The 23,372-nt window shown below is 72.3% G+C and carries 19 protein-coding genes; 6 read left to right on the top strand and 13 right to left on the bottom strand.

Annotated features, from left to right (window positions below):
- Window positions 1–23 precede the first annotated feature (23 nt).
- The 7 genes from ACIOEW_RS31130 to ACIOEW_RS31100 all read right to left on the bottom strand — a co-directional run bounded on the left by ACIOEW_RS31130 (window position 24) and on the right by ACIOEW_RS31100 (window position 7,022).
- Entirely contained in the window at window positions 24–1,199 is a 1,176-nt protein-coding gene (locus ACIOEW_RS31130) for a 4-hydroxybenzoate 3-monooxygenase (RefSeq protein WP_401967816.1), read from the bottom strand.
- A 3-nt stretch (window positions 1,200–1,202) separates the two neighbouring features.
- Window positions 1,203–2,408, bottom strand: coding sequence for a 3-oxoadipate enol-lactonase (gene pcaD, locus ACIOEW_RS31125; RefSeq protein ID WP_401967814.1), 1,206 nt, complete (start codon window positions 2,406–2,408; stop codon window positions 1,203–1,205).
- Between the two features lie 127 nt (window positions 2,409–2,535).
- Window positions 2,536–3,942, bottom strand: a complete 1,407-nt coding sequence (gene pcaB, locus ACIOEW_RS31120; RefSeq protein WP_401968113.1) for a 3-carboxy-cis,cis-muconate cycloisomerase — start codon at window positions 3,940–3,942, stop codon at window positions 2,536–2,538.
- Between the two features lie 100 nt (window positions 3,943–4,042).
- Window positions 4,043–4,675, bottom strand: a complete 633-nt coding sequence (gene pcaG, locus ACIOEW_RS31115) for a protocatechuate 3,4-dioxygenase subunit alpha (RefSeq protein ID WP_401967812.1) — start codon at window positions 4,673–4,675, stop codon at window positions 4,043–4,045.
- Window positions 4,675–5,472 (bottom strand): protocatechuate 3,4-dioxygenase subunit beta, encoded by a 798-nt coding sequence (gene pcaH, locus ACIOEW_RS31110; RefSeq protein WP_362544611.1) that lies wholly within the window; start codon window positions 5,470–5,472, stop codon window positions 4,675–4,677. The genes pcaG and pcaH overlap by 1 nt, the downstream gene beginning before the upstream one ends.
- A gap of 117 nt (window positions 5,473–5,589) precedes the next feature.
- Entirely contained in the window at window positions 5,590–6,237 is a 648-nt protein-coding gene (locus tag ACIOEW_RS31105; protein ID WP_401967809.1) for a CoA transferase subunit B, read from the bottom strand.
- Window positions 6,234–7,022 (bottom strand): CoA transferase subunit A, encoded by a 789-nt coding sequence (locus tag ACIOEW_RS31100; RefSeq protein ID WP_401967808.1) that lies wholly within the window; start codon window positions 7,020–7,022, stop codon window positions 6,234–6,236. Before ACIOEW_RS31100 ends, ACIOEW_RS31105 begins: the two co-directional genes overlap by 4 nt.
- A 172-nt stretch (window positions 7,023–7,194) precedes the next feature.
- Here ACIOEW_RS31100 and ACIOEW_RS31095 point away from each other — a divergent pair, with 172 nt between their 5' ends.
- The 5 genes from ACIOEW_RS31095 (at window position 7,195) to ACIOEW_RS31075 (ending at window position 14,283) form a co-directional block, all read left to right on the top strand.
- Window positions 7,195–8,865 carry an IclR family transcriptional regulator C-terminal domain-containing protein gene (locus tag ACIOEW_RS31095; RefSeq protein WP_401967805.1) on the top strand — a complete coding sequence of 557 codons (1,671 nt, stop codon included), beginning with the start codon at window positions 7,195–7,197 and terminating at the stop codon, window positions 8,863–8,865.
- A gap of 175 nt (window positions 8,866–9,040) precedes the next feature.
- Window positions 9,041–10,003, top strand: a complete 963-nt coding sequence (locus ACIOEW_RS31090) for a quinone oxidoreductase family protein (RefSeq protein WP_401967803.1) — start codon at window positions 9,041–9,043, stop codon at window positions 10,001–10,003.
- 59 nt (window positions 10,004–10,062) lie between these two features.
- The gene (locus ACIOEW_RS31085) at window positions 10,063–10,659 is read left to right on the top strand and encodes a TetR/AcrR family transcriptional regulator (RefSeq protein ID WP_362544596.1); all 597 of its coding nucleotides are present in this window, start codon (window positions 10,063–10,065) and stop codon (window positions 10,657–10,659) included.
- 273 nt (window positions 10,660–10,932) lie between these two features.
- A complete protein-coding gene (gene abc-f / locus ACIOEW_RS31080) occupies window positions 10,933–12,567 on the top strand; it encodes a ribosomal protection-like ABC-F family protein (RefSeq protein ID WP_401967801.1) in 1,635 nt (544 codons plus the stop codon).
- Window positions 12,568–12,645: 78 nt separating this feature from the next.
- Window positions 12,646–14,283, top strand: coding sequence for an ABC-F family ATP-binding cassette domain-containing protein (locus ACIOEW_RS31075; protein ID WP_401967799.1), 1,638 nt, complete (start codon window positions 12,646–12,648; stop codon window positions 14,281–14,283).
- Window positions 14,284–14,300: 17 nt separating this feature from the next.
- On the opposite strand, the gene ACIOEW_RS31070 is transcribed toward ACIOEW_RS31075, so the two are convergent.
- The 6 genes from ACIOEW_RS31070 to ACIOEW_RS31045 form a co-directional block, all read right to left on the bottom strand.
- Window positions 14,301–16,490: an alpha-galactosidase gene (locus tag ACIOEW_RS31070; protein ID WP_401967796.1), complete on the bottom strand. Its 2,190-nt coding sequence runs from the start codon at window positions 16,488–16,490 to the stop codon at window positions 14,301–14,303.
- 58 nt (window positions 16,491–16,548) lie between these two features.
- Window positions 16,549–17,358, bottom strand: a complete 810-nt coding sequence (locus ACIOEW_RS31065; RefSeq protein ID WP_401967793.1) for an NPP1 family protein — start codon at window positions 17,356–17,358, stop codon at window positions 16,549–16,551.
- A 247-nt stretch (window positions 17,359–17,605) separates the two neighbouring features.
- Window positions 17,606–18,739 carry an XdhC family protein gene (locus tag ACIOEW_RS31060; RefSeq protein WP_401967792.1) on the bottom strand — a complete coding sequence of 378 codons (1,134 nt, stop codon included), beginning with the start codon at window positions 18,737–18,739 and terminating at the stop codon, window positions 17,606–17,608.
- Window positions 18,732–20,894: a xanthine dehydrogenase family protein molybdopterin-binding subunit gene (locus tag ACIOEW_RS31055; protein WP_401967791.1), complete on the bottom strand. Its 2,163-nt coding sequence runs from the start codon at window positions 20,892–20,894 to the stop codon at window positions 18,732–18,734. Before ACIOEW_RS31055 ends, ACIOEW_RS31060 begins: the two co-directional genes overlap by 8 nt.
- Window positions 20,891–21,883, bottom strand: coding sequence for an FAD binding domain-containing protein (locus tag ACIOEW_RS31050; protein WP_401967789.1), 993 nt, complete (start codon window positions 21,881–21,883; stop codon window positions 20,891–20,893). Before ACIOEW_RS31050 ends, ACIOEW_RS31055 begins: the two co-directional genes overlap by 4 nt.
- A complete protein-coding gene (locus ACIOEW_RS31045; protein ID WP_362544880.1) occupies window positions 21,880–22,437 on the bottom strand; it encodes a 2Fe-2S iron-sulfur cluster-binding protein in 558 nt (185 codons plus the stop codon). Before ACIOEW_RS31045 ends, ACIOEW_RS31050 begins: the two co-directional genes overlap by 4 nt.
- A 242-nt stretch (window positions 22,438–22,679) precedes the next feature.
- Between ACIOEW_RS31045 and ACIOEW_RS31040 the strand changes: the two genes are divergently transcribed.
- Window positions 22,680–23,285, top strand: a complete 606-nt coding sequence (locus ACIOEW_RS31040) for a TetR/AcrR family transcriptional regulator (protein ID WP_362544572.1) — start codon at window positions 22,680–22,682, stop codon at window positions 23,283–23,285.
- Window positions 23,286–23,372: the final 87 nt, after the last annotated feature.

Genomic DNA, 23,372 nt, shown 5'->3' with positions numbered 1-23,372 from the left:
GAGATCCTCCTGGTGGGACGCGCCTACGGCAGAGGCAGACCGGCGTAGTTCTGCGCGAGTTCGGCGGCGGCGTGCGGCGAGGCGGCGATCCTGTCCAGCTGCGAGACCTGCAGCCGGGTGTCGAAGCCGCTCTGCTCCGGGTCGGTGTGGAGCGTGGTGGTCATGAAGTACGAGAAGTGCTCGGCCCGCCACACCCGGCTCAGGCAGGTGTCGGAGTAGGCGTCCAGCAGGTCGGACGATCCGGTCGTGTGCTGCCGGACAAGGGCGCGGGCCAGCACGACGACGTCGGCCGCTGCCAGGTTGAGTCCCTTCGCTCCGGTGGGCGGAACGATGTGGGCGGCGTCGCCCGCGAGCAGGACGCGGCCGTACCGCATGGGTTCGGTGACGGAACTGCGCATCGGCAGAACGGACTTCGACGTGATGGGGCCGCGCCGCAGCTTCCAGTCCCCGTCGACGGCGAAGCGGGCGTCGAGTTCGTCCCAGATCCGCTCGTCGGACCAGTCGGCGGGGTCGGTGCCGTTGGGTACCTGGAGGTAGAGCCGGCTGACCTCGGGCGACCGCATGCTGTGCAGGGCGAAGCCGCGCGGCGAGTGGGCGTAGATCAGTTCGTCGCAGGACGGCGGTACGTCGGCCAGGATCCCCAGCCAGGAGTACGGGTACACCCGGTCGTACGTGCGCTGCACCCCGGCGGGGATCGCGGCCCGTGTGACGCCGTGGAATCCGTCGCAGCCCACCACGTAGTCGCAGGTGAGCACCTCGTTGCGACCCTCGTGGGTGTAGCGGACGGTCGGCCGGTCGGTGTCGGCCCCTTCGACGGATGTGACCTGGGCCCCGAAGAACAGCGGTGCGCCGTCAGCCAGTTGCAGCGCTATGAGGTCCTTGACGACTTCGGTCTGGGCGTAGACCCACACCCGACGGCCGTCGGTGAGCGAGGGGAAGTCGACGCGGTGGGCCCGGCCGTCCCAGCGCAGCTCGATGCCGTCGTGCACCAGGCCCTCGGCGTCGAGGCGCTGGGCGGCGCCGGCCTCGCGGAGCGCGTCGACGGTGGGCTGTTCGAGGATGCCGGCGCGCTGGCGCTGTTCGACGTACGCGCGGTCGCGGCTCTCCAAGACCACGCAGTCGACAGCTGCGCGGTGCAGCAGGCGGGCGAGCAGGAGTCCCGCCGGTCCGCCGCCGATGATCCCTACGGTCGTGTGCATGGGCTACTTCTCCTTGGCGGCGTGGGTGATTTCGGTGAGGATCCGGTCCGCCGCGGCGAACGCCGCGTTGGCTGCCGGGACTCCGCAGTAGACGGCTGTCTGGAGCAGGACCTCCTGGACGTCCTCGGGAGTGAGGTCGCCGCTGCCGAGGGCGGCCCGCAGATGCATGGCCAGTTCCTCGCGGTGCCCGAGTGCCACGAGGGCGGTGAGGGTGAGGCAGCGCCGGGTGCGGTGGTCGAGGCCGGGCCGGGTCCACACCTCGCCCCACGCGTAGCGGGTGATGAAGTCCTGGAAGACGGCGGTGAAAGGCGTGGTCCTGGCGATGGCCCGGTCGACGTGCGCGTCGCCGAGGACGGTGCGGCGTACGGCAAGACCCGCGGTATGGCGGGAGGCGTCGCCGGTGGCGGCCGCGGTACCGGCCGCGAAGTGGTTCAGCAGCGCGGCCCGTACGGGGGCGGGCCGTTCGACGTTGGCCAGGTGGGAGGCGCCGGGGAGTTCGACCAGCGTCGAGCCGGGGATCGTGTCGGCCAGTTCGCGGGCGTGGGCGACCGGGGTCGCGGGGTCCTCGCGGCCCGCCACGACCAGTGTGGGGGCGGTCACGCGTGCCAGTTCGCCGCGCAGGTCGTGTGCGGCGAGCGCGTCGCAGAGCGAGGCGTAGGCGTGGGGGTCGACGTCGCGCAACTCTGCCAGGGCGGCACGGGCCGCCGGGCTGTCGGCGAAGTCCGCGGTGAACCAGCGACCCGCCGCGGTGTCGGCCACGGGGCCCATGCCTTCGGCCCGCACAAGGGCCGCTCGGTCCCGCCAGGCCTGCGGCTCGCCGAAGCGCGCCGAGGAGCACACGAGCGCGAGGGAAGTGATCCGGTCGGGGTGGTGGACGGCCAGCCAGGTCCCAACCGCACCGCCGAGGGACACGCCCGCGTACGCGAAGCGCTCGATGCCGAGGGCGTCGGCGAGGCGGAGCACCTGTCGGCCCAGCTCGGCGACGCCGCTGCCTGCGGGGAACAGTGCGGCGGGGGTGGAGCCGTGACCGGGAAGGTCCCAGCGGACCACCCGGTGTTCGCGGGCCAGTGCGGCGATCTGTGCGTCCCAGACGGACAGTGCGGTGCCGAGGGACGGCCCGAGGAGGAGCGGCGGTCCGGAGAGCGGGCCGTCCACCTGGTGGTGGAGCAGGCGCGCGATGGAGGCGTCGGGTGCGTGCGGGGTGGTCATGGGGCTCCTGGTCCGGCCGATGCCGGTGCCGGTGGTGAGGGGTGCCTGGCGGCAGCTGCCGGCCCTGCGCGGTGTGGGTGCGCCGGCGCCGGGCAACAGGTGCGTGTCGTTGTGTGCGGCCTGCGGGTCATTCCGGAACTGTTCCCGCGTTGTGGCGGCGCAGCGCGCGGTCGACGAGAGGGCCGGCCGCTCCGGTGTAGCCGGACGGTTCGGTGAGGGTCTTCAGCCCGTCCGGCGTCACCGCGCCCGCCAGTGCGGGGTCCTGAACCAGCGCTTCGTGGAGGCGGATTCCCTCGCGCGCCGCGCGGGCGGCGCCCTTGGTCACCGCCGTGCGGGCCGCTGCCCGTCCGATCCTGGCCGTGAGGACGGCGACGATCCGTTCGCTGACGATCAGTCCGCCGGTCGCGTCGAGGTTCTCGCGCATCCGCCCGGGGTGGACACGCAGCCCCTCGGCCAGGGCGGCCGCCGCGTCGGCGGCTCCCCCCACCGAGCGCAGCGCCTCGCGCAGGGGCTGCCATTCGGCGTGCCACGCGCCGGGCGGGCGTTCGTCCTCGGCGGCGAGGGAGCCGTACAGGATCCCCGCGAGTGCGGGGACCTGGCGGGCGGCCGCGGAGATCAGGACGGCGCGGGCCGGGTTGGCCTTGTGCGGCATCGCGGACGATGCCCCGCCGGTGCTCTCGGAGACCTCGCCGATCTCGGTTCGGGAGAGGACGAGGACGTCCGCGGCGAGTTTGCCGAGTGCCCCGGCGGTGAAGGCCAGGGCGCCCCCCAGGTCGGCGACCGGGGTGCGCAGGGTGTGCCAGGGCAGCAGGGGCGCGGCCAGCCCGGTCGCGGTGGCGTACGCCTCGACGAGCATCGGGCCGGCGTCCCGGGCCGTCGCTTCGCCGTCAGACGCGCCAGCCCTCCCCGTGACCGGATTCCCGGCCTCCGCGAAGGCGGCGAAGGCCGCCAACGTCCCTGCCGCGCCTCCCAGTTGTACCGGAAGCTCGGCCCGGACCGCCGAGATCCGGTCGCGGGCGTCGAGGACCAGGCTGCGCCAGCCCGCCACCTTCAGGCCGAAGGTGGTCGGCACGGCGTGCTGGGTGAGGGTGCGGCCGGCCATCGGCGTGTCGCGGTGCTCGGCCGCGATGAGCGCCAGGGCGGCGGCAGCACGGTCCAGGTCGGCCAGGATCAGGTGCGTTGCCTCGGACGCCACCAGCATGGCGGCGGTGTCGAGGATGTCCTGGCTGGTCGCGCCCCGGTGGACGTGTGCGGCGGCCTCCGGGGACCGTTCGGCAACTGCGGCCGTCAGGTCGGCGGCCAGCGGGATGACCGGGTTCCCGCCGGACCTGGCCCGCAGCGCCAGGGCGCGCGGGTCGAACCGGGCCGTGTCGGCCGCGGCCGACGCGACGGCTTCCGCCGCCCCGGCCGGGGCGTGGCCGAGCGATTCCTGGGCGCGGACGAGCGCCGTCTCGGCGTCGAGCAGTGCGCGTACGTACGCGGCGTCGCCCGTCGCGTCCTCGACCGCCGTTCCGGCGCGTACCGGTGCCAGCAGGCCGACGTCAGCCGCGTCGGCGGAAGCTGCGGCGCCGGCCGAAGCCGCCGTGCCAGCCGTCGGGTACGCCGAACCCGCCGTGTCGGCCGAACCCGCCGTGTCAGCCGAAGTCAAGGAAGACCGTCTCCTCATGTACCCCGTCGTACTGCAGACGGATGTCGAACCGGTGGATGCCGGTGTCCTCCGGCGTGGTGAGGAGCGTGGCCCGCCGCTCCGCGGGAAGCCCCGCGAGCAGCCGTTCCTCGTCGAGGCCGGCGGCGTCGTGCAGATAGGCGCGGGTGTGCAGGTGGTGCGTCAGGCCGCGGGCGAAGACGACGAGCGCGAGGTACGGGGCTCCGCCCGGCGGCAGCGTCCGTACGGTGTAGTGCCCGTCGGCGTCCGTCGCCACCCGGCCGAAGCCGGTGAAGCCGACTCCGTGGCGGCCGATCACCGTACCGGTGACGGGGTCGCGGCGCAGGGAGCCGGGCGCCCCGTGGCGGGAGCCGTCGGGTGCGGGCTGCCAGACCTCTATGACGGCGTCGGGTACCGGCTCACCGGCCCCGTCGAGGACGTGGCCGTGCAGGACGACGGTGCCGGGGTGGCCGGCGGGGGCGATGTCGCCGCCGCCCGCGAAGGGCAGGGCGTACCCGTAGAAGGGTCCGACGGTCTGGGACGGAGTGGGCAGGAACTCCCCCGGTGCGGGAGCGGATGCGGGAGCGGATGCGGAAGCGGAGGCGTGCGTGGCGGCGGACATCAGCGGCCCTCCTCGATCCAGGTGGCGGACGGGCCGTCGAGGACGATGTCCCAGCGGTAGCCGAGCGACCATTCGGGGGTGGACAGGTCGTGGTCGTACGCCGCGACGAGCCGGCCGCGGGCGTCGTCGTCGGTGACGGACTGAAGGATCGGGTCGTAGGCGAAGAGCGGGTCGCCCGGGAAGTACATCTGGGTGATCAGACGCTGGGTGAACGCGTCCCCGAACAGTGAGAAGTGGATGTGCGCGGGGCGCCAGGCGTTGGTGTGGTTGCGCCAGGGGTAGGCGCCCGGCTTGACGGTGACGAAGGAGTACGCGCCCTGATCGTCGGTCAGGCAGCGGCCCACCCCGGTGAAGTTCGGATCGAGGGGGGCGGGGTGCTGGTCGCGCAGATGGGCGTAGCGGCCCGATGCGTTGGCCTGCCAGATCTCGACGAGCTGGCCACGCACGGGACGCCCCGACCGGTCGAGGACCCGCCCGGTGACCGTGATCCGCTCGCCCAGGGGTTCGCCGTGGTGCTGCCTGGTGAGGTCGTGGTCGAGTTCGGTGATGTCGGTGACGCCGAACGCGGGGCCGGAGAGCTCGACGGCCTCCGGGTCGGCGCCCACGGCGATCAGCGGCCGTTTCGGGTGGCGCAGGGCGCTGCTCCGGTAGGGGGCGTAGTCCCGGGCGGGGTGCGGGCGCACGGGCGCGCCGCCGGCGAGGGACGTGGCGTAGTCCTCGCGTGCCGTGGTGATCTCGGCGGTGATGTCTGCCTGGGTCAGCACGCGGGGGACGGCCGGGGCGGATGAGGTGGTCATGGGTGTCGGTCCTTCCTGAGCAGTACGGGGGCGGCTTCCTGCCGGGCGCCGGTGCGAGGCGCGACCGTGCGCGGGCCCTGCCTCACGGCGTGGTTCCGTGAGCGGGACGGTCGGGTCTCACGGCACGGTCGATTCGGCGACGCGGACCGGGGCGGCGGTCCGGGCGAGCACCTCGGCGACGTCGACGCCCGGTGCGGTCTCCGTCAGGACCAGCCCGTCGGGAGTCACATCGAGCACGGCCAGATCCGTGATGATCCGGTGGACGCAGGCCCTGCCGGTGAGCGGCAGGGTGCACTCCTCGACGATCTTCGGGCTGCCGTCCTTGGCCGTGTGGGTCATCGTCACGATGACCCGGCGGGCACCGTGCACGAGGTCCATGGCGCCGCCGATCCCGGTCACGAGCTTGCCGGGGACGGCCCAGTTGGCGAGGTCCCCACCTGCGGACACCTGCATCGCGCCGAGCACGGCCGTGTCGATGTGACCGCCGCGGATCATGCCGAAGGACAGCGCCGAGTCGAAGAACGAGGCCCCCGGCAGGACGGTGACCGTCTCCTTGCCGGCGTTGATCAGGTCGGGATCGACGTCCTCGTCGTACGGGAAGGGGCCGGTGCCCAGGATGCCGTTCTCGGATTCGAGGACGACGTGCACGCCGTCGGGCAGGTGGTTGGGGATGAGCGTCGGCAGGCCGATGCCCAGGTTGACGTACTCGCCGTCGCGGAGCTCGGCGGCCGCTCGGGCGGCCATCTCCTGGCGGTTCCAGCTCATCGGTGACCGTCCTCGTCCGGGGTGGTGGTCCGTGGTGTCACGGTGCGCTGCTCGATCCTCTTGTCGGCCGCCTGCTCCGGCGTCAGCGCGACCACACGCCGGACGAAGATGCCGGGCAGGTGGACGTGGTCGGGGTCGATCTCGCCGGGCTCGACCAGTTCCTCGACCTCGGCGATCGTGATGCGGCCGGCCATGGCGGCGAGCGGGTTGAAGTTGCGGGCCGCCTTGTTGAAGACGAGGTTCCCGTGCCGGTCCCCCCTGGCCGCCCTGACGAGGGCGAAGTCGGTGCGGATGCCGTGCTCCAGGACGTAGGAGGTGCCGTCGAAGTCGCGCACCTCCTTGGCCGGCGAGCTGACCGCGACGCCGCCGTTCCCGTCGTAGCGCCAGGGCATTCCGCCGTCGGCGACCAGGGTGCCGACTCCGGCGGGGGTGTAGAAGGCGGGAACGCCCGAGCCACCGGCGCGCAGCCGCTCGGCGAGGGTGCCCTGCGGGATGAGTTCGAGCTCCAGCTCACCGGCCAGGTACTGGCGGCCGAACTCCTTGTTGCCGCCGATGTACGAGCCGGTGACCCGGCTGATCCGGCCCGCGGTCAGCAGTACCGCGAGCCCCGAGTCCTGCGCGCCGCAGTTGTTGGAGACCACGCGCAGATCGCCGGTCCCCTGTTCGTGAAGTGCCGCAATCAGCGCGTCGGGGACGCCGCTGAGGCCGAAGCCGCCCACCGCGATCGAGGCGCCGTCCGGCACGTCGGCCACGGCTTGCGCCGCAGAGGCGACCACCTTGTCCATGGGACCGTCCCTCAGTTGTTCGTAGAGTGAAGTTTCTTTCACTATTCTTGCCACGGAGTCTGCCGCCCGTCCTGATCCCTGTCAACGGTCGGCGGACCGCCGCTGCCGGACGGACTGCCCCTCACCTGCCCGTATTCACTACTGTGTCTCCACGACGCACGACGGAGAGCCGATGCCACCGACCCACACGCCCCAGCAGACCGAGACGCCGGCACCGGCCGAAGCCGTCGCCCCACTCATGCGCGGCATCACGGTCCTGCGCCGGCTCACCGACGAGGGCGGGACGATGAGCCCCAGCGCCATCGAGCGCGCCACCGGTCTGGCCCGTTCCACGGTCGACCGGATCACCGCGACCCTGGCCCGCATGGAGTATGTACGTGTGGACGGCCGCGACATCACGCTCGCCCCGCGCCTGATGGAGCTGGGCAACGCCTACCTCTCCGCTCTCCGTCTTCCGTCGCTGCTCGGCCGGCGTGCCGACGCGCTGGCCGACGAACTCGACGAGTCGGTGTCCCTCGCGGTCGGCGACGGCGACGGCATCCGCTTCATCCATCAGGCCACCCGGCGTCGCGCGATGTCGCTGAGCTTCCGCATCGGCGACCTGTTGCCCGCCGAACGCACCGCCCCCGGGCCGCTGTTGGCGGCCGACTGGGACGCGCGGGCGTGGCGGCTGTGGCGGGAGCGCCGCGCCTCGGACCCGGAGGGTCTGGCCTTCCCCGCCGCGCCCCCTTGCCCGTGCCCGGATGAGGAGGAGGAGTTCGCCGTACGTGCGCAGCGGGCGCGCAACGACGGCTGGGCTCTGGACGACCAGCTGATCGAGCCCGGTCTCGTCGCCCTCGCCGTGCCGGTCCGCTCCCCCGGGGGCGAAGTGGCCTGCCTCGTCAGCGTCGTGAGCCACACCAGCCGGCACACCGCGGCCTCCCTGCACGAAACCCTGCTGCCCCGGTTGCTGACGGCCGCCGCGGCCATGGAGCAGGACCTCCGCCAGGCCCCTCCCCCCGTCCGCCCGGACTCCCCCACCGCGCTGGCCTCCTGGACAGGGGCGTCCAAGCAGGAGCTGGGCCGCGAGTTCATCGAGTCGCTCGCGCGGGGACTGACCGTGCTGGCGGCCTTCGGCGAGGGCCGGGACGCACTGACACTGACCGACGTCGCGCGGGCGACCGGGCTGGCCAGGGCCACCGCCCGACGTGCTCTGATCACCCTGGAACACCTCGGTTACGTCGCCACACGGGGACGGGAACACCACCTCACCCCGCGCGTACTGGCCCTCGGCTACCCGCCGTTGTCCCGCGCGACGCTGCCGCAGATCGCCCAGCCCCATCTCGCCGCGCTGACCGAGCAGGTCCGGGACTCGGCCTCGCTCGCAGTCCTCGTCGGCGACGACGTCCAGTACACCGGGCGCGTCGCGACCCGGCGCATCATGAACGTCAACATCACGGTCGGCACACGTTTTCCCGCGCATGCGACCTCCATGGGTCGCGTCCTGCTCGCCGCCCTGCCGCCGAAGGAGCGCGAAGCCCGCCTCGCGCGCACGGAACCGCACGCCCTGACCCCGTACACCGTCACCCGGCCCGACGAACTCCGCGCCACCCTCGACCGCGTGCGGGCCGACGGATACGCCCTGGTCGACGAGGAGTTGGAGGTGGGGCTGCGATCGGTCGCCGTCCCCCTCCGCGACCGCCGCGGCACGGTCGTGGCGGCGGTCAACGTGGCCATGCACAGCAGCAGCCGCACCCTGGAGGAATGCGTCACGGAGGTGCTGCCCCGTCTGCACGCGGCGGCCGGCCACATCGAGGCCGACCTGCACATCACCGAACGGTACGTCCGGGTCCCGGCGATGTGATCCCGCGGGGCGGGCGTTCAGGCCGCACTCGTTCCCGGGTTCCGTCGGAGGGTGCGGGAGGGACCGTTCCGACCACTCCCGGAGTGGACTTGCGGGTCCATTTTTGCCTTTCTACGGTGCACAGACACGCCACGGTGAACGGACCGCGGCAACCGCTCCGAGAGAGGCGCCCCTCATGCACGCAATCCACATCGAGCGACACGGCGGCCCGGAGGTCATGACCTGGTCCGAACGGCCGGATCCGACACCCGCCCCCGGTCAGGCCCTGGTCCGGCTCGGCGCCGCCGGGGTGAACTTCATGGACGTGGGCGCCCGATCGGTCGGCGCCCCCGGCTGGTCCGCCCCGACGGGTCTCGGCGTCGAGGGCATGGGGTACGTGACCGCGCTGGGCGACGACGTCGAGGACCTGGCGGTCGGCGACCGGGTGGCCTGGTTCTACCACCCGGGCAGCTACGCGGAGATCCTGGCCGTCCCCGCAACCGCGCTGGTCAGGGTCCCCGACGACGTGCCGGACGAGACGGCGGCCGCGATCATGATGCAGGGACTCACCGCGAACCACTTCACCACCGAGACGTACGCGGTCGGGCCGGGCGACACCGCTGTGGTGCATGCTGCGGCCGGAGGCGTGGGCCTGCTGCTGACCCAGATGATCAAGGCGCGTGGCGGCCGTGTCATCGGCCTGGTGTCCCGTGCGGAGAAGGCGGCCACGGCCGAGGAGGCCGGTGCGGACCACGTCCTGGTGTCGTCGGGAGCCGGATTCGAGCAGCGCGTGAGGGAGCTGACCAGCGGCGAGGGCGCCCACGTCGTGTACGACGGCGGCGGGACCGCGACGTTCCGGTCCTCCCAGCTGTCGCTGCGCCGCCACGGGGTGCACGCGTACTACGGGCCCTTCATGGGCGTTCCGTCGCTCCCCGTGACCGATCTGCCGAACAGCATCCTGCTGACGTACCCGACCGTGCAAGACCACGTACCCGACCGGGAGGCGCTGGTCACCAGGACCGCGGAGGTCTTCCGGATGGTTCAGGAGGGGAAGGTCGTCCCGCGCATCGGCGGCCGCTACGCGCTTTCGGACGCGGCGCGGGCCCACCGGGATCTCGAATCGCGCCGGACCACCGGGAAGCTGCTGCTCCTTCCCTGACCCGCCCCCGAGGGGCCTCGCGGTTCAATGGACTTCCCGTCCGGAACAGGAGACGCATCGTGCCGTTGACTCCCAAGGGCGCCGCGACCAAGCAGCGCATCATCGAGGGCGCCGCCGCCGCGATCCGGCGGCACGGCGTGTTCACGCTGACGCTCGACGACGTCCTCGCGCTCACCTCGACGAGCAAGAGCCAGCTGTTCCACTACTTCCCGGGCGGGAAGGACGAACTGATGCTGGCCGTCGCCCGCCACGAGGCGGACCGGGTGATCAGCGACCAGCAGCCGGAACTGAGCGCCCTCACCTCGTGGCCTGCCTGGCGGAACTGGCGGGACAAGGTGGTCTCCCGCTATCGCGAGCAGGGCCGGGAGTGCCCGCTCGACATCGCGGTGTCCCGGATCGGCTCAGCCACGGCGGGAGCGCAGGCCGTCGCCACCGGACTGCTCGACCGCTGGCAGGGCGAACTGGCTGCCGGTATCCGGCACATGCAGTCCATCGGGGAGATCGACGCCGACCGGGACGCGGACCGCTCGGCGGCGGCGTTGCTGGCCGGTATCCAGGGCGGTGTGGTGATCCTTCTGTCCACCGGCCGCATGGGACATCTGGAGGCGGCTCTGGACCAGGGCATCGCCGATCTGCGACGCCGGACAGCCGCCTGATTCCGCGTGTACGGGAGCAGCAGGGCAGAGCGCGTGCGAAATCGAAGGGCCGGGACGCGGCTCGACTGCTAAGATCGTCACGCCTTTCAGCGTGTACCGAGGAGACCAGACATGGCAGGCGACGACGACATCTCCGGGTGATACCCGGATGTGATCGGCCACCGCGGGCGCCCAGGGGCGCCACCGCAGTGGCCATGTCGTTGTTCCCTTTCGGCCACTCCTCCGGGGCGGTAGTCCGTGCCGACTCCGGAAATCACACGCGAGGTCTCCCGCATGTCCGACGCATCTGTCATCTGCTCCAACCTGTCCTTCTCCTGGCCCGACGACACCCCCGTCTTCGCCGATCTGTCCTTCACCGTGGGCACCGGCCGTACCGGCCTCGTCGCGCCCAACGGGTCCGGCAAGAGCACCCTGCTCAAACTGATCGCCGGGGAGCTGCGCCCCGCCACCGGATCCGTGACCGTGGGCGGCACACTCGGCTACCTCCCGCAGAGCCTCCCCCTGACCGGTGATCTGTCGGTGGCGGAGGTTCTGGGCGTCGACGCGGTGATCCGCGCGCTGGACGCCGTCGAGTCCGGCGACGTGGACGAAGGCCACTTCGCGGTCATCGGCGACGGCTGGGACATCGAGGAGCGCACCCGCGCCCAGCTGGACCGGCTCGGGCTGGAGGGCATCACCCTCGACCGCAGCATCGGCACGCTCAGCGGCGGCCAGGTCGTCTCACTCGGGCTGGCGGCCCAGTTGCTGAAGCGGCCCGACGTCCTGCTGCTCGACGAGCCGACCAACAACCTGGACAGCGACGCGCGCCGCACGCTCCACGACACGCTGGAGGCGTGGAACGGAACCCTGCTGCTCGTCAGCCACGACCGCGCGCTGCTCGACCGGATGGACCGCATCGCTGAGCTCAACACGAGTGAACTACGCCTTTACGGAGGCAACTTCACCGCCTACGAGGAGTCCGTGCGGGCCGAGCAGGAGGTGGCCGAGAAGAACGTCCGCAATGCCGAGCAGGAGCTGAAGAGGGAGAAGCGGGAGCTGCAACAGGCCCGAGAGCGGGCCGAGCGCCGGGCGAGCAACGCGGCCCGGAACCTCAAGAGCGCGGGTCTGCCGCGCATCTTCGCGGGGAACATGAAGCGGGGCGCCCAGGAGTCCGCGGGCCGGGCCGGGCAGACGCATGCCGCCCGGGTCGGCGATGCCAAGGCCCGGCTGGACGAGGCGGGCCGCGCCGTACGCGACGAACAGCGCATCACCCTCGACCTCCCGGAAACCGACGTCCCCGCAGGGCGCACCGTCCTGCTCGGTGAACAGATGCGGGTCCGCCACGGCGACCAGGAGCAGTTCGCCGGCCAAGGCGTCGACCTGACGATCCGGGGCCCCGAGCGCATCGCGCTCACCGGACCCAACGGGGCGGGCAAGAGCACCCTGTTGCGCCTGATCAACGGCGATCTGCCGCTGGACAGCGGTGAGATCAGGCGTGCCGACGGGCGGATCGCGTACCTGTCGCAACGCCTCGATCTGCTCGACCTCGACCGCACGGTGGCCGAGAACTTCGCAGCGTTCGCCCCGCACAGGTCGGAGGCCGAGCGGATGAACCTGCTCGCTCGCTTCCTCTTCCGCGGCGACCGTGCCCACCTGCCCGTCGGTGTGCTGTCCGGCGGCGAACGCCTGCGGGCCACCCTGGCCTGTGTCCTGTGCGCGGAGCCGGCCCCGCAGCTGCTGCTCCTTGACGAGCCGACCAACAATCTCGACCTGGTCAGCGCCGGTCAGCTGGAGAGCGCGCTGGGCTCCTACCGGGGGGCGTTCGTGGTCGTCAGCCATGACGAGCGGTTCCTCGAACGGATCGGCGTGGACCGGTGGCTGCGGCTGGCCGGCGGGCAGCTGGTGGAGACCGGAGCGCCGCAGACGTGACCTCCTGACGTGCCGTCCTGGCCCGCGCCCGAGGCCGAGTGCCCGGCGGGCCGAGAACCGATCACGTTGGAGGCAACGATGAGCGACCCCACGCCCCCGCCCGCCCTGCTCGCACACGACCTCGTCCGCACCTTCGGTGCGCGGCGCGTACTCGACGGGGTGTCACTCACCGCGTCGCCCGGTCACCGCATCGGTCTGATCGGGGAGAACGGGGTCGGCAAGTCGACTCTGCTGCGGCTCCTCGCCGGGACGGACGAACCCGACTCCGGCAGCGTCACCCGGCCTGCCGATGTCGGCTTCCTGCACCAGGAGATGGCCTACGACACCGGGTCGACGATCGCCGACGTACTGGACGATGCCCTGCGCGAAGCCCGGGCGGACCTGGCGGAGCTCGACCGGCTCTCCGGGCTGCTCGCCCGCACCCCGCAGAGCTCCCCCGGCCACGCCGCGCTCCTGGAGGCGTACGGCGGACGGCTCCAACAGGCGGAGGAACGCGAGACGTGGGACGCCGACCGGCGTGCCGCCATCCTGCTGACCGGGCTCGGCCTCGCGGCGCTGCCGCACGGGCGGACGCTCGGCTCGCTCTCGGGCGGGCAGCGCGGCCGTCTGGCACTCGCCGCGCTGCTGGTGCGACGGCCCTCCGCTCTGCTGCTGGACGAGCCGACCAACCACCTCGACGACGAAGCCGCCGCCTTCGTGGAGGAGCAACTGCGCGGCATGCCCGGTCCCGTGGTGATCGCCAGCCACGACCGGGCCTTCCTCGACGCCGTCTGCACGGACCTCATCGACCTCGATCCGGCTGTCGACGGTCCCGTACGGTTCGGCGGCGACTACAGCGGCTATCTGACCGAGAAGCGCGCCGAGCGGGCCCGCTGGGAGCGCCGTCACGCGGAGGAGCAGCAGGAGCTGGAGGCGCTGCGGCGCTCGGCCGATGTGACCGCACGCATGGTCGCACCGGACCGTGGACCGCGCGACAACGAGAAGATGGGGTACGGCCTGCGGGCCGGGCGCGTACAGAGCCAGATCGCACGCCGGGTCCGCAACGCCTCCCGCCGGCTGGACGAGCTCGAGCGCAACCGCATCGGTGAGCCGCCCCCGCCACTGCGGTTCCGGTACACCTCTCTGGCCGGGCCGTCGGCGGAAGGCGCCCTCGTGTCCCTGCGCGGGGTGCGTGTCCCGGGCCGTCTGGCCGTGGACCGCCTCGACGTCACGGCGGCCGAACGCCTGCTGGTCACAGGTGCCAACGGTGCGGGGAAGTCGACACTCCTCGCGGTTCTCGCCGGCACTCTCGCCGTCCGGGGTGAGGTGGACCGGCGGTCGGGGCTGACAGTGGGGATGCTGGCCCAGGACACGGAGTTCGCCCGGCCCGACCGTACCGTCCGGGAGACGTACGAGAAGGCGCTGGGCTTCGAACGGGCCGAGGCGGTGCCGCTGGTCTCGCTCGGCCTGATGCATGAGGGGGACCTCGACAAACCGGTGGGGCAGGTATCGGTCGGCCAGCGCCGCAGGCTCGCCCTGGCCGTGCTGACGGCACGCCCGCCGCACCTCCTGCTGCTGGACGAGCCCACGAACCACCTGTCCCCGCGCCTGTGCGACGAGCTGGAGGAGGCCCTGGGCACGGGTCCCGGGGCCATCGTCCTGGCCAGCCACGACCGCTGGCTGCGGAGGCGCTGGCAAGGGCGGGAGCTCCGGCTGTACCCGGATCGGGAGGAATGAGGGTGGCGTGGGGCAGGTCAGTTCACCGCCTCCGGTGCGGCCACCTCGATGAGCAGGGCCTGTCCCGGGTTGAGCGTCGGCATGGGCAGCCCCGCACCGGTCAGTACCGCACCGGGCATCGGGACCCAGTCCTTGACCGCCTCCCGGTACCAGACGGGGGCGATGACCTGGTGCACGGAGGGCAGCCCGGCCTCCGTGCGGATACGGACCAGGTAGGGCCGGCCGGAGGCCAGGCCGGGTAGGCGGACGCGGCCCGACTGTGCCGGCGCGGAGGTCGCCGTCCGCGCCCAGCAGTACAGCGCGGAACGGGCGTCCGGCGCGACGACTCCGTGCAGGTACGTCGCGTCGTCGCCGAGGTCCGCCCTGACGACCCGTCCGGCGTGGAGCAGCCCGCGTACCTCTTTGTAGAGCGCCGCCCACCGGGTCAGCGCCTCCCGTTCCGTGGGCGTACGGGCGGTCAGGTCGTCCTCGATGCCCGCGTGTCCGAACAATGCGGTGATCAGGCGGAACGAGTCGTCGGCGACCCGGCCCGTCGTATGGCTGCGCGGGCCCCCGACATGGGCGCCGACGAGTTCGGGCGGCAGCAGCTGACCCGTCCAGCGCTGGATGGACTGACGCTCCACGGGGTCGTTGCAGTCCGAGGCCCACACCCGGTCCGTGCGGGCGAGGACTCCGAGGTCGACTCGTCCGCCCCCGCTGGAGCACGACTCGATCTCCAGGCCGGGGCGGCGGGACCTGAGGGTGTCCATCAGCCGGTACAGGGCCCGTGTCTGGGCGTGCACCCCGGGCCGGTCACCGCCGTTCGTGCCGCGGTGGACCGCCTCGTGCAGTTCCCGGTTGTGGTCCCACTTCAGGTAGTCGATGCGGTACTCGGCGACGAGTGCGTCCAGCGATTCCAGGAGATACGCGAACGCCTCGTCGTGGGCCACGTTCAGCACGTACTGCCGACGGGAGCTCGGCCCCAGGCCCGCGGACGGTCCGAGGATCCACTCGGGGTGCTCCCGCGCGAGGTTCGATTCGAGGTTCACCATCTCCGGTTCCACCCAGAGTCCGAACTGCATGCCGTGGCCGTGCACCCGGTCCGCCAGCGGGGTCAGGCCCTGGGGCCACATCTGCGGGTCGACCGTCCAGTCGCCGAGTCCGGCCGTGTCGTCGCGGCGGCCGAGGAACCAGCCGTCATCCAGGACGAGGCGCTCCACCCCGACGGCGGCAGCGGCGTCGGCCAGTGCGAGGAGGCGTTCGGGACGGTGGTCGAAGTAGACCGCCTCCCAGGTGTTCAGCGTCAGCGGGCGCGGTGACGACGGGTGCCCGGGGCGGGCGCGGAGCATCGTGTGGAAGCGTCCGGCGAGACCGTCCAGGCCTTCGGCGGACCACGCGAAGTAGCACTGGGGCGAGGTGTAGCTGTCGCCCGGGGCGAGCCGGATCTCGCCGGGCGAGAGCAGTTCGCCCCCGCCGAGGACGCCGCCGTGTACCCCGGCGCCTTCGGGCAGCCGCTCGGCCAGCCAGCGCTGGTTGCCGCTCCAGCCGACGTGCAGGGCCCAGACCTCGCCCGTACGGAACCCGAAGCCGGGCACACCGACCGTCAGCAGATAGGGCGCGTCCAGCCCGGGGCGTCCCCGGCGGACCTCGCGGACGTGGCCGGCGAAGGCGAGCGGGCCACGCTGCGGGGAGCGTTCGCGGCACCACTTGCCGGTGAAGTCGAGGATCTCCTGGGCGCGGTTCGGCAGCGGGAGCAGGGCGGTGGTGGCGGCGAGATCGTACGGGACCGGGCCGGGGGCATCGGCCGGGGAGGACATCCGGGTGCGCACGCCCAGGACCCCGGACGGGTCGAGCCGATAGGTGAGCGTGAGGTCGAGCCCGGCGTCGGAGTCCCGGAGAGCGATGACGAGTCCGTCCGGGGTCACTTCGGCGCCGGTCATCGTGACGCGGGGCGTGGTGGCCGTCCCGGCACGGTGGCCCTCGTGCGCGGGGGTGCCCGACCAGCCGTCGGCCTCGGTCGGCCAGACCGTGAACTGCCGTGGCTCGTCGAGTGAGCAGTGGAGCGAGGCGCCGTCCGCCGACAGTGCCAGGGACGCGAGACCGTCATCGGTCAGCTCCCCGAGATCCTCGCCCCAGTGCAGGATGCGGGGTAGTGGAGCGCGGAGCTCGACGACGAAACTCACCCCGGCTGCGCGCAGGTGTGCGATCCGGGTGGTGCTGAGGGTCATGCCGTGTCCTCTCGGAACGGATGGGGCGGCGATACGCCTCGCCGCCCCCCATTGCCAGTCAGGCGTACGGGTCGAAGGGGATCCCGGCGGGCTTCGCCTTCTCCAGGTGGCCGGCGAAGTTGCCGTCCTTGAGACCGAAGACCGCACTGCCGAAGTCGGCCTGCACCAGCTTCTCCCTTACGCCGGCGGGGTAGCCGTTCCAGCCGACCAGATCGGGGAACTGCCACTGGTGGTAGTGGTTCTCCGGCGGCTCGTCGCCGGTGGTCGCGCGGCGGAAGCAGTGCGTGCCGATTCCGTCCTTGTGGTAGACGACCTTGGGGTGCGTCCCGTCCCACAGCATCCCGTCCCGGCCGTACACGTTGAAGTCGCCGTGGGCGGAGGTGGAGACGTACTTCGCCTCGTTGTCCTGCACCCACACCACGATGTGCTCCCAGTCGTGACGGTGCCCGCCGAGCCCGCTGCCGGCCACGGCCTGGTCCTTCTCGAAGTAGAGGCCGTACATGATGGCGCACCAGCCGTTGTTGCACGTGGAGCGTGCGTAGCCGTTGGTGTTGTCCAGGTCCCAGGAGTCGTGGCAACTGCCGTTGACGGCGCCCGTGGTCTTCAACCCGGGGGCTATGGCCCCGTCGGCGCCGATGGCTGGTGTCGGATAGCAGCCGTCGCCGTCGTAGTCGAATGCGGGCTGGAACGTCTGCTCCAGCCCGTCCGCGTTCGCGGGCAGAGCGCCCGGCACCGCCGCGAAGGCGCTGCCGGACGAGGCGACGACCAGCGCCGCGGCGGCGGCCAGGGTGAGTGACGCCTTCCGGAGTCGTCCTGTGTTCTTCACTGCATCCTCCTGGTTCACACCTGCCGGACTCGGCCATGCCATGGCATGCCCATGTCCAAGCTCGCGGAACCCCGTGGCCCTGCCGGGCGTTACGGATTTCGCAGTGATGAAGCGTCAGCCAACAGCTCTGCGGCGCGTCCGCTACGGGGCGGGCGTCGACGCCCGGCCGTACCGGACAGGCCGGCTGCCCGGACCGGACGCACCGCCTGCCGGACGGGATCGGTCTCCTGCTCGGCAGCCCCGGCGCGGGAGCCCTCACGAGCGGCAGCCACCCGCGCCCCTGCGCCACTCACCGCGGCGCCGCCCCCGGCGTACGGTCCAGGTCGTGATGGATGGGCGTCCGCGAGCCGGTCAGCGGGGCGCCCGTGCCGCCCCGGCGCTCCGCGACGATCTCCGCCGCGATGGACAGCGCGGTCTCCTCCGGCGTACGGGCTCCGAGGTCCAGGCCGATCGGGGAGCGCAGCCGGTCCAACTCGACGTCGGTCAGCCCGACTTCACGCAGCCGCTGGTTGCGGTCCTCATGGGTGCGGCGCGAACCCATCGCGCCGACGTAAGCGACCGGCAGCCGCAGGGCCTCCTCCAGCAGCGGGATGTCGAACCTGGCATCGTGGGTGAGTACGCACAGGACGGTGCGCTCATCGGTCGCGGTGTTGCTGAGGTACCGGTGCGGCCAGTCGACCACCACGTCGTCCGCCTCGGGGAAACGGGCGCGGGTGGCGAAGACGGGCCGGGCGTCGCACACCGTCACATGGTGGCCGAGGAACTTGCCCGCCCGCACCAGCGCCGTGGCGAAGTCCACGGCGCCGAACACGATCATCCGGGGCGGCGGCACGCTCGACTCCACGAACAGTGTCAGGCCGCCCGGGCAGCTCGTGCCGTCCTCCGCGATCTCCACGGTGCCGGTGCGGCCGGCGTCCAGGAGCGCCCGGGCCTCCGCGGCGGCCCTGCGGTCCAGGGCCGGACGTCCGTCGAGGCTGCCCTCGTACGATCCGTCGCCCCGGACCAGCAGGGCCCGGCCGAGCAGCCCCTCAGGTCCGCGGACCGCCCGGGCGAGCGCCACCGGCTCGTCGCGGACCGCTGCCGACAACGCCGCCCGGAGCACCGGCGCTTCGGAGCGCACCGGTGCGACGAGGATGTCGACGACACCACCGCAGGTGAGGCCCACGGCGAACGCGTCCTCGTCGCTGTACCCGAACCGCTCCCGCACCGTCCGGCCGTCCTGGAGGGCCTGGACGCACAGCTCGTACACCGCTCCTTCCACGCAGCCGCCGGAGACCGAACCGATGGCGGTGCCTTCGCTGTCGACGGCCAGGGCCGCGCCGGGGGCACGCGGCGCGCTGCCGTCGACCGCCACCACGGTGGCGACGGCGAAGTCCCGGCCCTCCTCGGACCAGCGGTGCAGGGCCGCCGCGATGTCAAGCACCCGGGGCTTCCTCCGCAGCCCGCTGTCGCGCCTCCTCCGCCGCCGCCAGGACCCGGTCGGGACGGATCGGCAGGCTGCGGTGGCGTACGCCGGTGGCGTGCCACACCGCGTTGGCGATGGCGGCTGCGACGCCCACGATGCCGATCTCGCCGATGCCCTTGATCCCGACCGGGTCCTCAGGGTCGTGGTCGTCCACCCAGTCCGCCTCGATGTGCGGCACATCGGCGTGGGCCGCGACGTGATAGCCGGCCAGGTCGGCGTTGACATGGCCACCGGAGGCCGCGTCGCGGACCGCCTCCTCGTGCAGGGCCATGGAGAGCCCCCAGGTCATGCCTCCGACGAACTGGCTGCGTGCGGTCAGCGGGTTGACGATGGTGCCCGCCGCGAAGATGCCGAGCAGCCTCCGTACGCGCACCTCACCGGTGGTGATGTCCACGGCGGCTTCGGCGAACTGCGCCCCGTAGGAGTGCCGTTCCTTCTGCGCCAGGGCGCCGATGGCGTCGGTGGTGTCCGAGCGGGTGGTGATGCCCTCCGGCGGAACGGATCCGCCGAGGGCGAGCAGCTCCCGCAGCTCTTCCGCCGCCAGCCGTACCGCCCAGGCCCAGGAGCGCGTGCCCATGGAGCCTCCGGCGATCCATGCCGGGCCGAGGTCGCTGTCCCCGAGGCGTACCCGGATGCGGTCCGGTGCGACCCGCAGTGCGTCCGCGGCGACCGACACCATCGCGGTCCTCGCCCCGGTCCCGATGTCCGCCGCGTTGATCCCCACGGTGAAGTGGCCGTCCGGCTCCGCGGTCACGGCAGCCGTGGACGGGCCGACGCCGGCGGGGAAGGATGCCGCCGCCATGCCGGTCCCGAGGAGCCAGCGTCCCTCGCGGCGCAGTCCGGGGCGCGGGTCCCGGTCGGCCCAGCCGAAGCGGCGGGCGCCCTCCTCGAAGCAGGCGAGCTGGTTGCGACGGCTGAAGGGCAGCCCCGACACGGGACCCACCGTGGGCTGGTTGCGCCTCCGAAGCTCGATCGGGTCGAGGCCGCACTCCTCGGCCAGCTCGTCCATGGCCGACTCGATGGCGAAGGAGCCCGGCGTCTCACCCGGCGCCCGCATCCAGGTCGGGGTCGGCACGTCGAGCCGCACCAGCCGGTGCCCGGTCCGATGCGCGTCGGCGTCGTACATGGTGCGTCCCACGTTGGCGCCCGGTTCGACGAACTCGTGCACGGTCGACGTGAGACTCAGCGACTGGTGGCCGAAGGCCCGCAGACGGCCGCCGGCGTCGGCTCCGAGCGTGACCCGCTGTGCGGTGGGGCTGCGGAATCCGACGAGCGAGAACATCTGGCGGCGTGTCAGCACGACGCGGACAGGGCGGTGGAGCAGGGTCGTGGCCATCACGGCGGCCACCTGGTGCGGGGCCACGCCCTTCGATCCGAAGCCGCCGCCGACGTGCTCGGAGCGCACCCGGACGGAGGCCGGATCGAGGGAGAAGAGCAACGCGAGTTCGCTCGCCACCCAGAAGGTGCCCTGGTTGGAGTCGAGGACATCCAGCCGGCCGCCCTCCCACCGGGCCGTCGCCGCGTGCGGCTCCATGGAGTTGTGGTGTTCCTCCGGGGTTGAGTACTCCTGGTCCACGACGAAGGCGGCCTCCCGGAGCCGGACCTCCAGGTCCCCCTTCTCCGTCCCGGCCTGGGGCATCGAGTTGGCGTCGGGGGTGTACGCACCGGAGTGCCCGGCGAAGAACCCCACGTCGTGCGGTTCCGTCTCGTAGCGGACCACCAGCGCCTCGGCGGCCTCCCTCGCCTGCTCGGACGTCTCGGCGACGACCAACGCCACGGGCCAGCCCATGAAGGGCACCCGGTCGTGCTGGAAGATCCCGACAACCGGGTTGGGCCGTCCCAGAAAGCCCACGTACTCGGTGTCGACCCGGGGCGCGTTCCCGTGGTGGAGCACAGTGAGCACTCCGGGCATGGCGCGGACGGGAGCGTCCTCGACGGATGTGACCCGGCCGCGGGCCACGGTCGACAGCACCAGCCAGCCGTGGGCGAGGTCGGCGAAGGGGATCTCGCCGGCGTAGCGGGCCGCGCCGGTGACCTTGTCCCTGCCCTCCACGCGGGTTCGGACGGAGCCGACAGCTCCCGTCACGGTGGTGTTCTCGGTCGTCGTGGTCATCGGGTGGCCTCCTCTGCGAGTTCGGTGAGCACGGCCACGACGAGGTTGCGCATCAGCGTCACTTTGTATCCGTTCTCCGGAAGGGCCTCGGCGGCTGCCAGTTCGGCATCCGCCGCCGCGGCGAACGCCTCGGCGTCCGCAGGGCCTCCGGTCAGCGCGCGCTCGGCCGCACGGGCCCGCCAGGGCCGGGACGCCACCGCGCCGAAGGCCAGGCGCACTTCGCGTACGACACCGTCCTCCACGTCGAGGGCGGCGGCGACGGAGCCGATCGCGAACGCGAAGGAGGCACGCTCGCGCACCTTGCGGTAGCGGGAGTGCGCGGCGACCGCGGCGGGTGGCACGGTGACACCCGTGACCAGGGCGCCGGGCGGAAGAGCCGTCTCGATGTGCGGGGTCTCCCCCACCGGCCGGTAGAACTCGGCGATCGGCAACTCGCCTGGTCCGTCGGCTGTTTCGTACGAGATGACGGCGTCGAAGGCCGCGAGCGCGACCGCCATGTCCGAGGGGTGTGTCGCCACGCAGTGCTCGGAGGCGCCGAGGATCGCGTGGTTGCGGTGCTCGCCCGCCAGGGCGGGGCAACCGCTGCCGGGGGTGCGCTTGTTGCACGGCTTGGCGAGGTCACCGAAGTAGCCGCAGCGGGTCCGCTGGAGCAGGTTCCCGCCGACCGTGGCCATGTTGCGCAGCTGCCCGGAGGCGCCGGCCAGGAGAGCCTGCGCCAGGGCCGGGTAGTGCCGGCGCACGTCGGCGTGGGCGGCGAGGTCGCTGTTGGTGACGGTGGCACCGATGCGCAGCCCGCCGTCGGGGGTGAACGCGATGTCGTCGAGGGGCAGTTCCTGGACGTCGACGAGAAGCGTCGGCCGTTCCACACCGGCCTTCATCAGGTCGACCAGATTGGTTCCGCCACCCAGGAAACGGGCGCCGGGATCCTCGGCGAGCAGGGCCACGGCCCCGGAGACGTCGAGGGCGCGTTCGTATCCGAATTCCCTCATGCCACAGCCTCCTCGGCGTCGGCGGCGGACTCTTCCGCCGCGCGTGCCACGGCCTGCACGATCGACACATAGGCGCCGCAGCGGCAGAGATTGCCACTCATCCGCTCACGGATCTCCTCGGCGGTCAGAACGGGCACCCCCGCTTCCGGCCGGACGTCTTCGGTCACGGCGCTCGGCCAGCCCGCCGCGTGTTCCTCGATCACCGCGAGGGCCGAACAGATCTGGCCCGGGGTGCAGTAACCGCACTGGTAGCCGTCGAGGTCGAGGAAGGCCTGCTGCACCGGATGCAGCCGGTCGCCGTCGGCGACGCCTTCGATGGTGGTGATCGCCCGCCCCTCGGCCGCGACCGCGAGCTGCAGACAGGAGACTGCCCGCCGCCCGTCCAGCAGTACCGTGCACGCACCGCACTGCCCTTGGTCGCAGCCCTTCTTGGTGCCGGTCAGATCGAGTCGCTCACGCAAGGCGTCAAGCAGAGTGGTGCGGTGGTCGACGGGCAGCGTGTATTTTTCGCCATTGATGTTCAGGGTGATGGCACTGGACGTCGATGGGGCCATGATCAGCCTTCTTTCGCATTGCTTATGCGCGTCGAACGAGACGATCCCGGCAGACGTGCCGGGAGGGAGAGGGCGATGTTGGTAGGGGAACGGTCCATCAAAGCCGCTGGTCAGCCACATTGGCCGGATCTACCGCTATGGTGGAGGAGTGAAGCGGACAGCTGTCCGCTTATCCGTCGAACCTAGCGGACAACTGTCCGCTCAGCAAGAGCGACTTGACTGTGTGTCCGGAAGGAAGAGGCGTGGACGAGGAGAGGAGCACGTCCCAACGTCCGGACGCGCAACGCAATCGCGAGCGCATCCTGGCTGTCGCTCTGACCGAGCTGACGCGGTCCGCGGACGCCTCGGTGAGCGCGATCGCGAAGAAGGCGGGCGTCGGCCAGGGGACGTTCTACCGCAACTTCCCGAACCGTGAGGCCCTCGTCCTGGAGGTCTACCGGTACGAGATGCAGCAGGTCGCCGATACCGCCGCCCAACTGCTCAGCACCCGCACGCCCGACCGGGCCCTGCGGGAGTGGATGGACCGGCTGGCGCAGTACGCCATGGCCAAGGCCGGCCTGGCCGACGCGCTCCGCACGACCGCGAGCAAGTACGGCAGCCTGGCCCAGCTGGGTCACGGTCCGGTGACCCGGGGCGTCACGCTCCTGCTGCACGCGAACGAGGAGGCGGGCACCATCCGCCCGGGGGTGACCCCCGACGACTTCGTACTCGCCATCGCCGGCCTCTGGCAGCTCGACCCGCACAGTGAATGGCAGCCGCGGGCCGCCCGGCTCCTGGACCTCATCATGGACGGGCTGCGGGCGGGGGCGCCCGGCGTGGGCGGGCCGTCCGCAGAGGGCCGGCCCTAGGGCCTGTCCGGCGGATCTTCGTGGAGCAGCCCGCGGCGTCTGGTGCGTGCTGTCGGCGTGCGCCCGGATCACCCTCGTACTGGACGT

Source organism: Streptomyces sp. NPDC087901 (assembly GCF_044742205.1).
In the GTDB taxonomy this organism is placed as follows: Bacteria; Actinomycetota; Actinomycetes; order Streptomycetales; family Streptomycetaceae; genus Streptomyces.
This window is presented reverse-complemented; position numbering and strand designations above follow the sequence as displayed.

What these genes read in the sequence shown, in the direction of transcription:
- ACIOEW_RS31130 (WP_401967816.1), bottom strand. Translation starts at nt 1,199, where the DNA reads ATGCACACGACCGTAGGGATCATCGGCGGCGGACCGGCGGGACTCCTG.
- pcaD (WP_401967814.1), bottom strand. Translation starts at nt 2,408, where the DNA reads ATGACCACCCCGCACGCACCCGACGCCTCCATCGCGCGCCTGCTCCAC.
- pcaG (WP_401967812.1), bottom strand. Translation starts at nt 4,675, where the DNA reads ATGTCCGCCGCCACGCACGCCTCCGCTTCCGCATCCGCTCCCGCATCC.
- pcaH (WP_362544611.1), bottom strand. Translation starts at nt 5,472, where the DNA reads ATGACCACCTCATCCGCCCCGGCCGTCCCCCGCGTGCTGACCCAGGCA.
- ACIOEW_RS31105 (WP_401967809.1), bottom strand. Translation starts at nt 6,237, where the DNA reads ATGAGCTGGAACCGCCAGGAGATGGCCGCCCGAGCGGCCGCCGAGCTC.
- ACIOEW_RS31100 (WP_401967808.1), bottom strand. Translation starts at nt 7,022, where the DNA reads ATGGACAAGGTGGTCGCCTCTGCGGCGCAAGCCGTGGCCGACGTGCCG.
- ACIOEW_RS31095 (WP_401967805.1), top strand. Translation starts at nt 7,195, where the DNA reads ATGCCACCGACCCACACGCCCCAGCAGACCGAGACGCCGGCACCGGCC.
- ACIOEW_RS31090 (WP_401967803.1), top strand. Translation starts at nt 9,041, where the DNA reads ATGCACGCAATCCACATCGAGCGACACGGCGGCCCGGAGGTCATGACC.
- abc-f (WP_401967801.1), top strand. Translation starts at nt 10,933, where the DNA reads ATGTCCGACGCATCTGTCATCTGCTCCAACCTGTCCTTCTCCTGGCCC.
- ACIOEW_RS31075 (WP_401967799.1), top strand. Translation starts at nt 12,646, where the DNA reads ATGAGCGACCCCACGCCCCCGCCCGCCCTGCTCGCACACGACCTCGTC.
- ACIOEW_RS31070 (WP_401967796.1), bottom strand. Translation starts at nt 16,490, where the DNA reads ATGACCCTCAGCACCACCCGGATCGCACACCTGCGCGCAGCCGGGGTG.
- ACIOEW_RS31065 (WP_401967793.1), bottom strand. Translation starts at nt 17,358, where the DNA reads ATGGCATGGCCGAGTCCGGCAGGTGTGAACCAGGAGGATGCAGTGAAG.
- ACIOEW_RS31055 (WP_401967791.1), bottom strand. Translation starts at nt 20,894, where the DNA reads ATGACCACGACGACCGAGAACACCACCGTGACGGGAGCTGTCGGCTCC.
- ACIOEW_RS31050 (WP_401967789.1), bottom strand. Translation starts at nt 21,883, where the DNA reads ATGAGGGAATTCGGATACGAACGCGCCCTCGACGTCTCCGGGGCCGTG.
- ACIOEW_RS31045 (WP_362544880.1), bottom strand. Translation starts at nt 22,437, where the DNA reads ATGGCCCCATCGACGTCCAGTGCCATCACCCTGAACATCAATGGCGAA.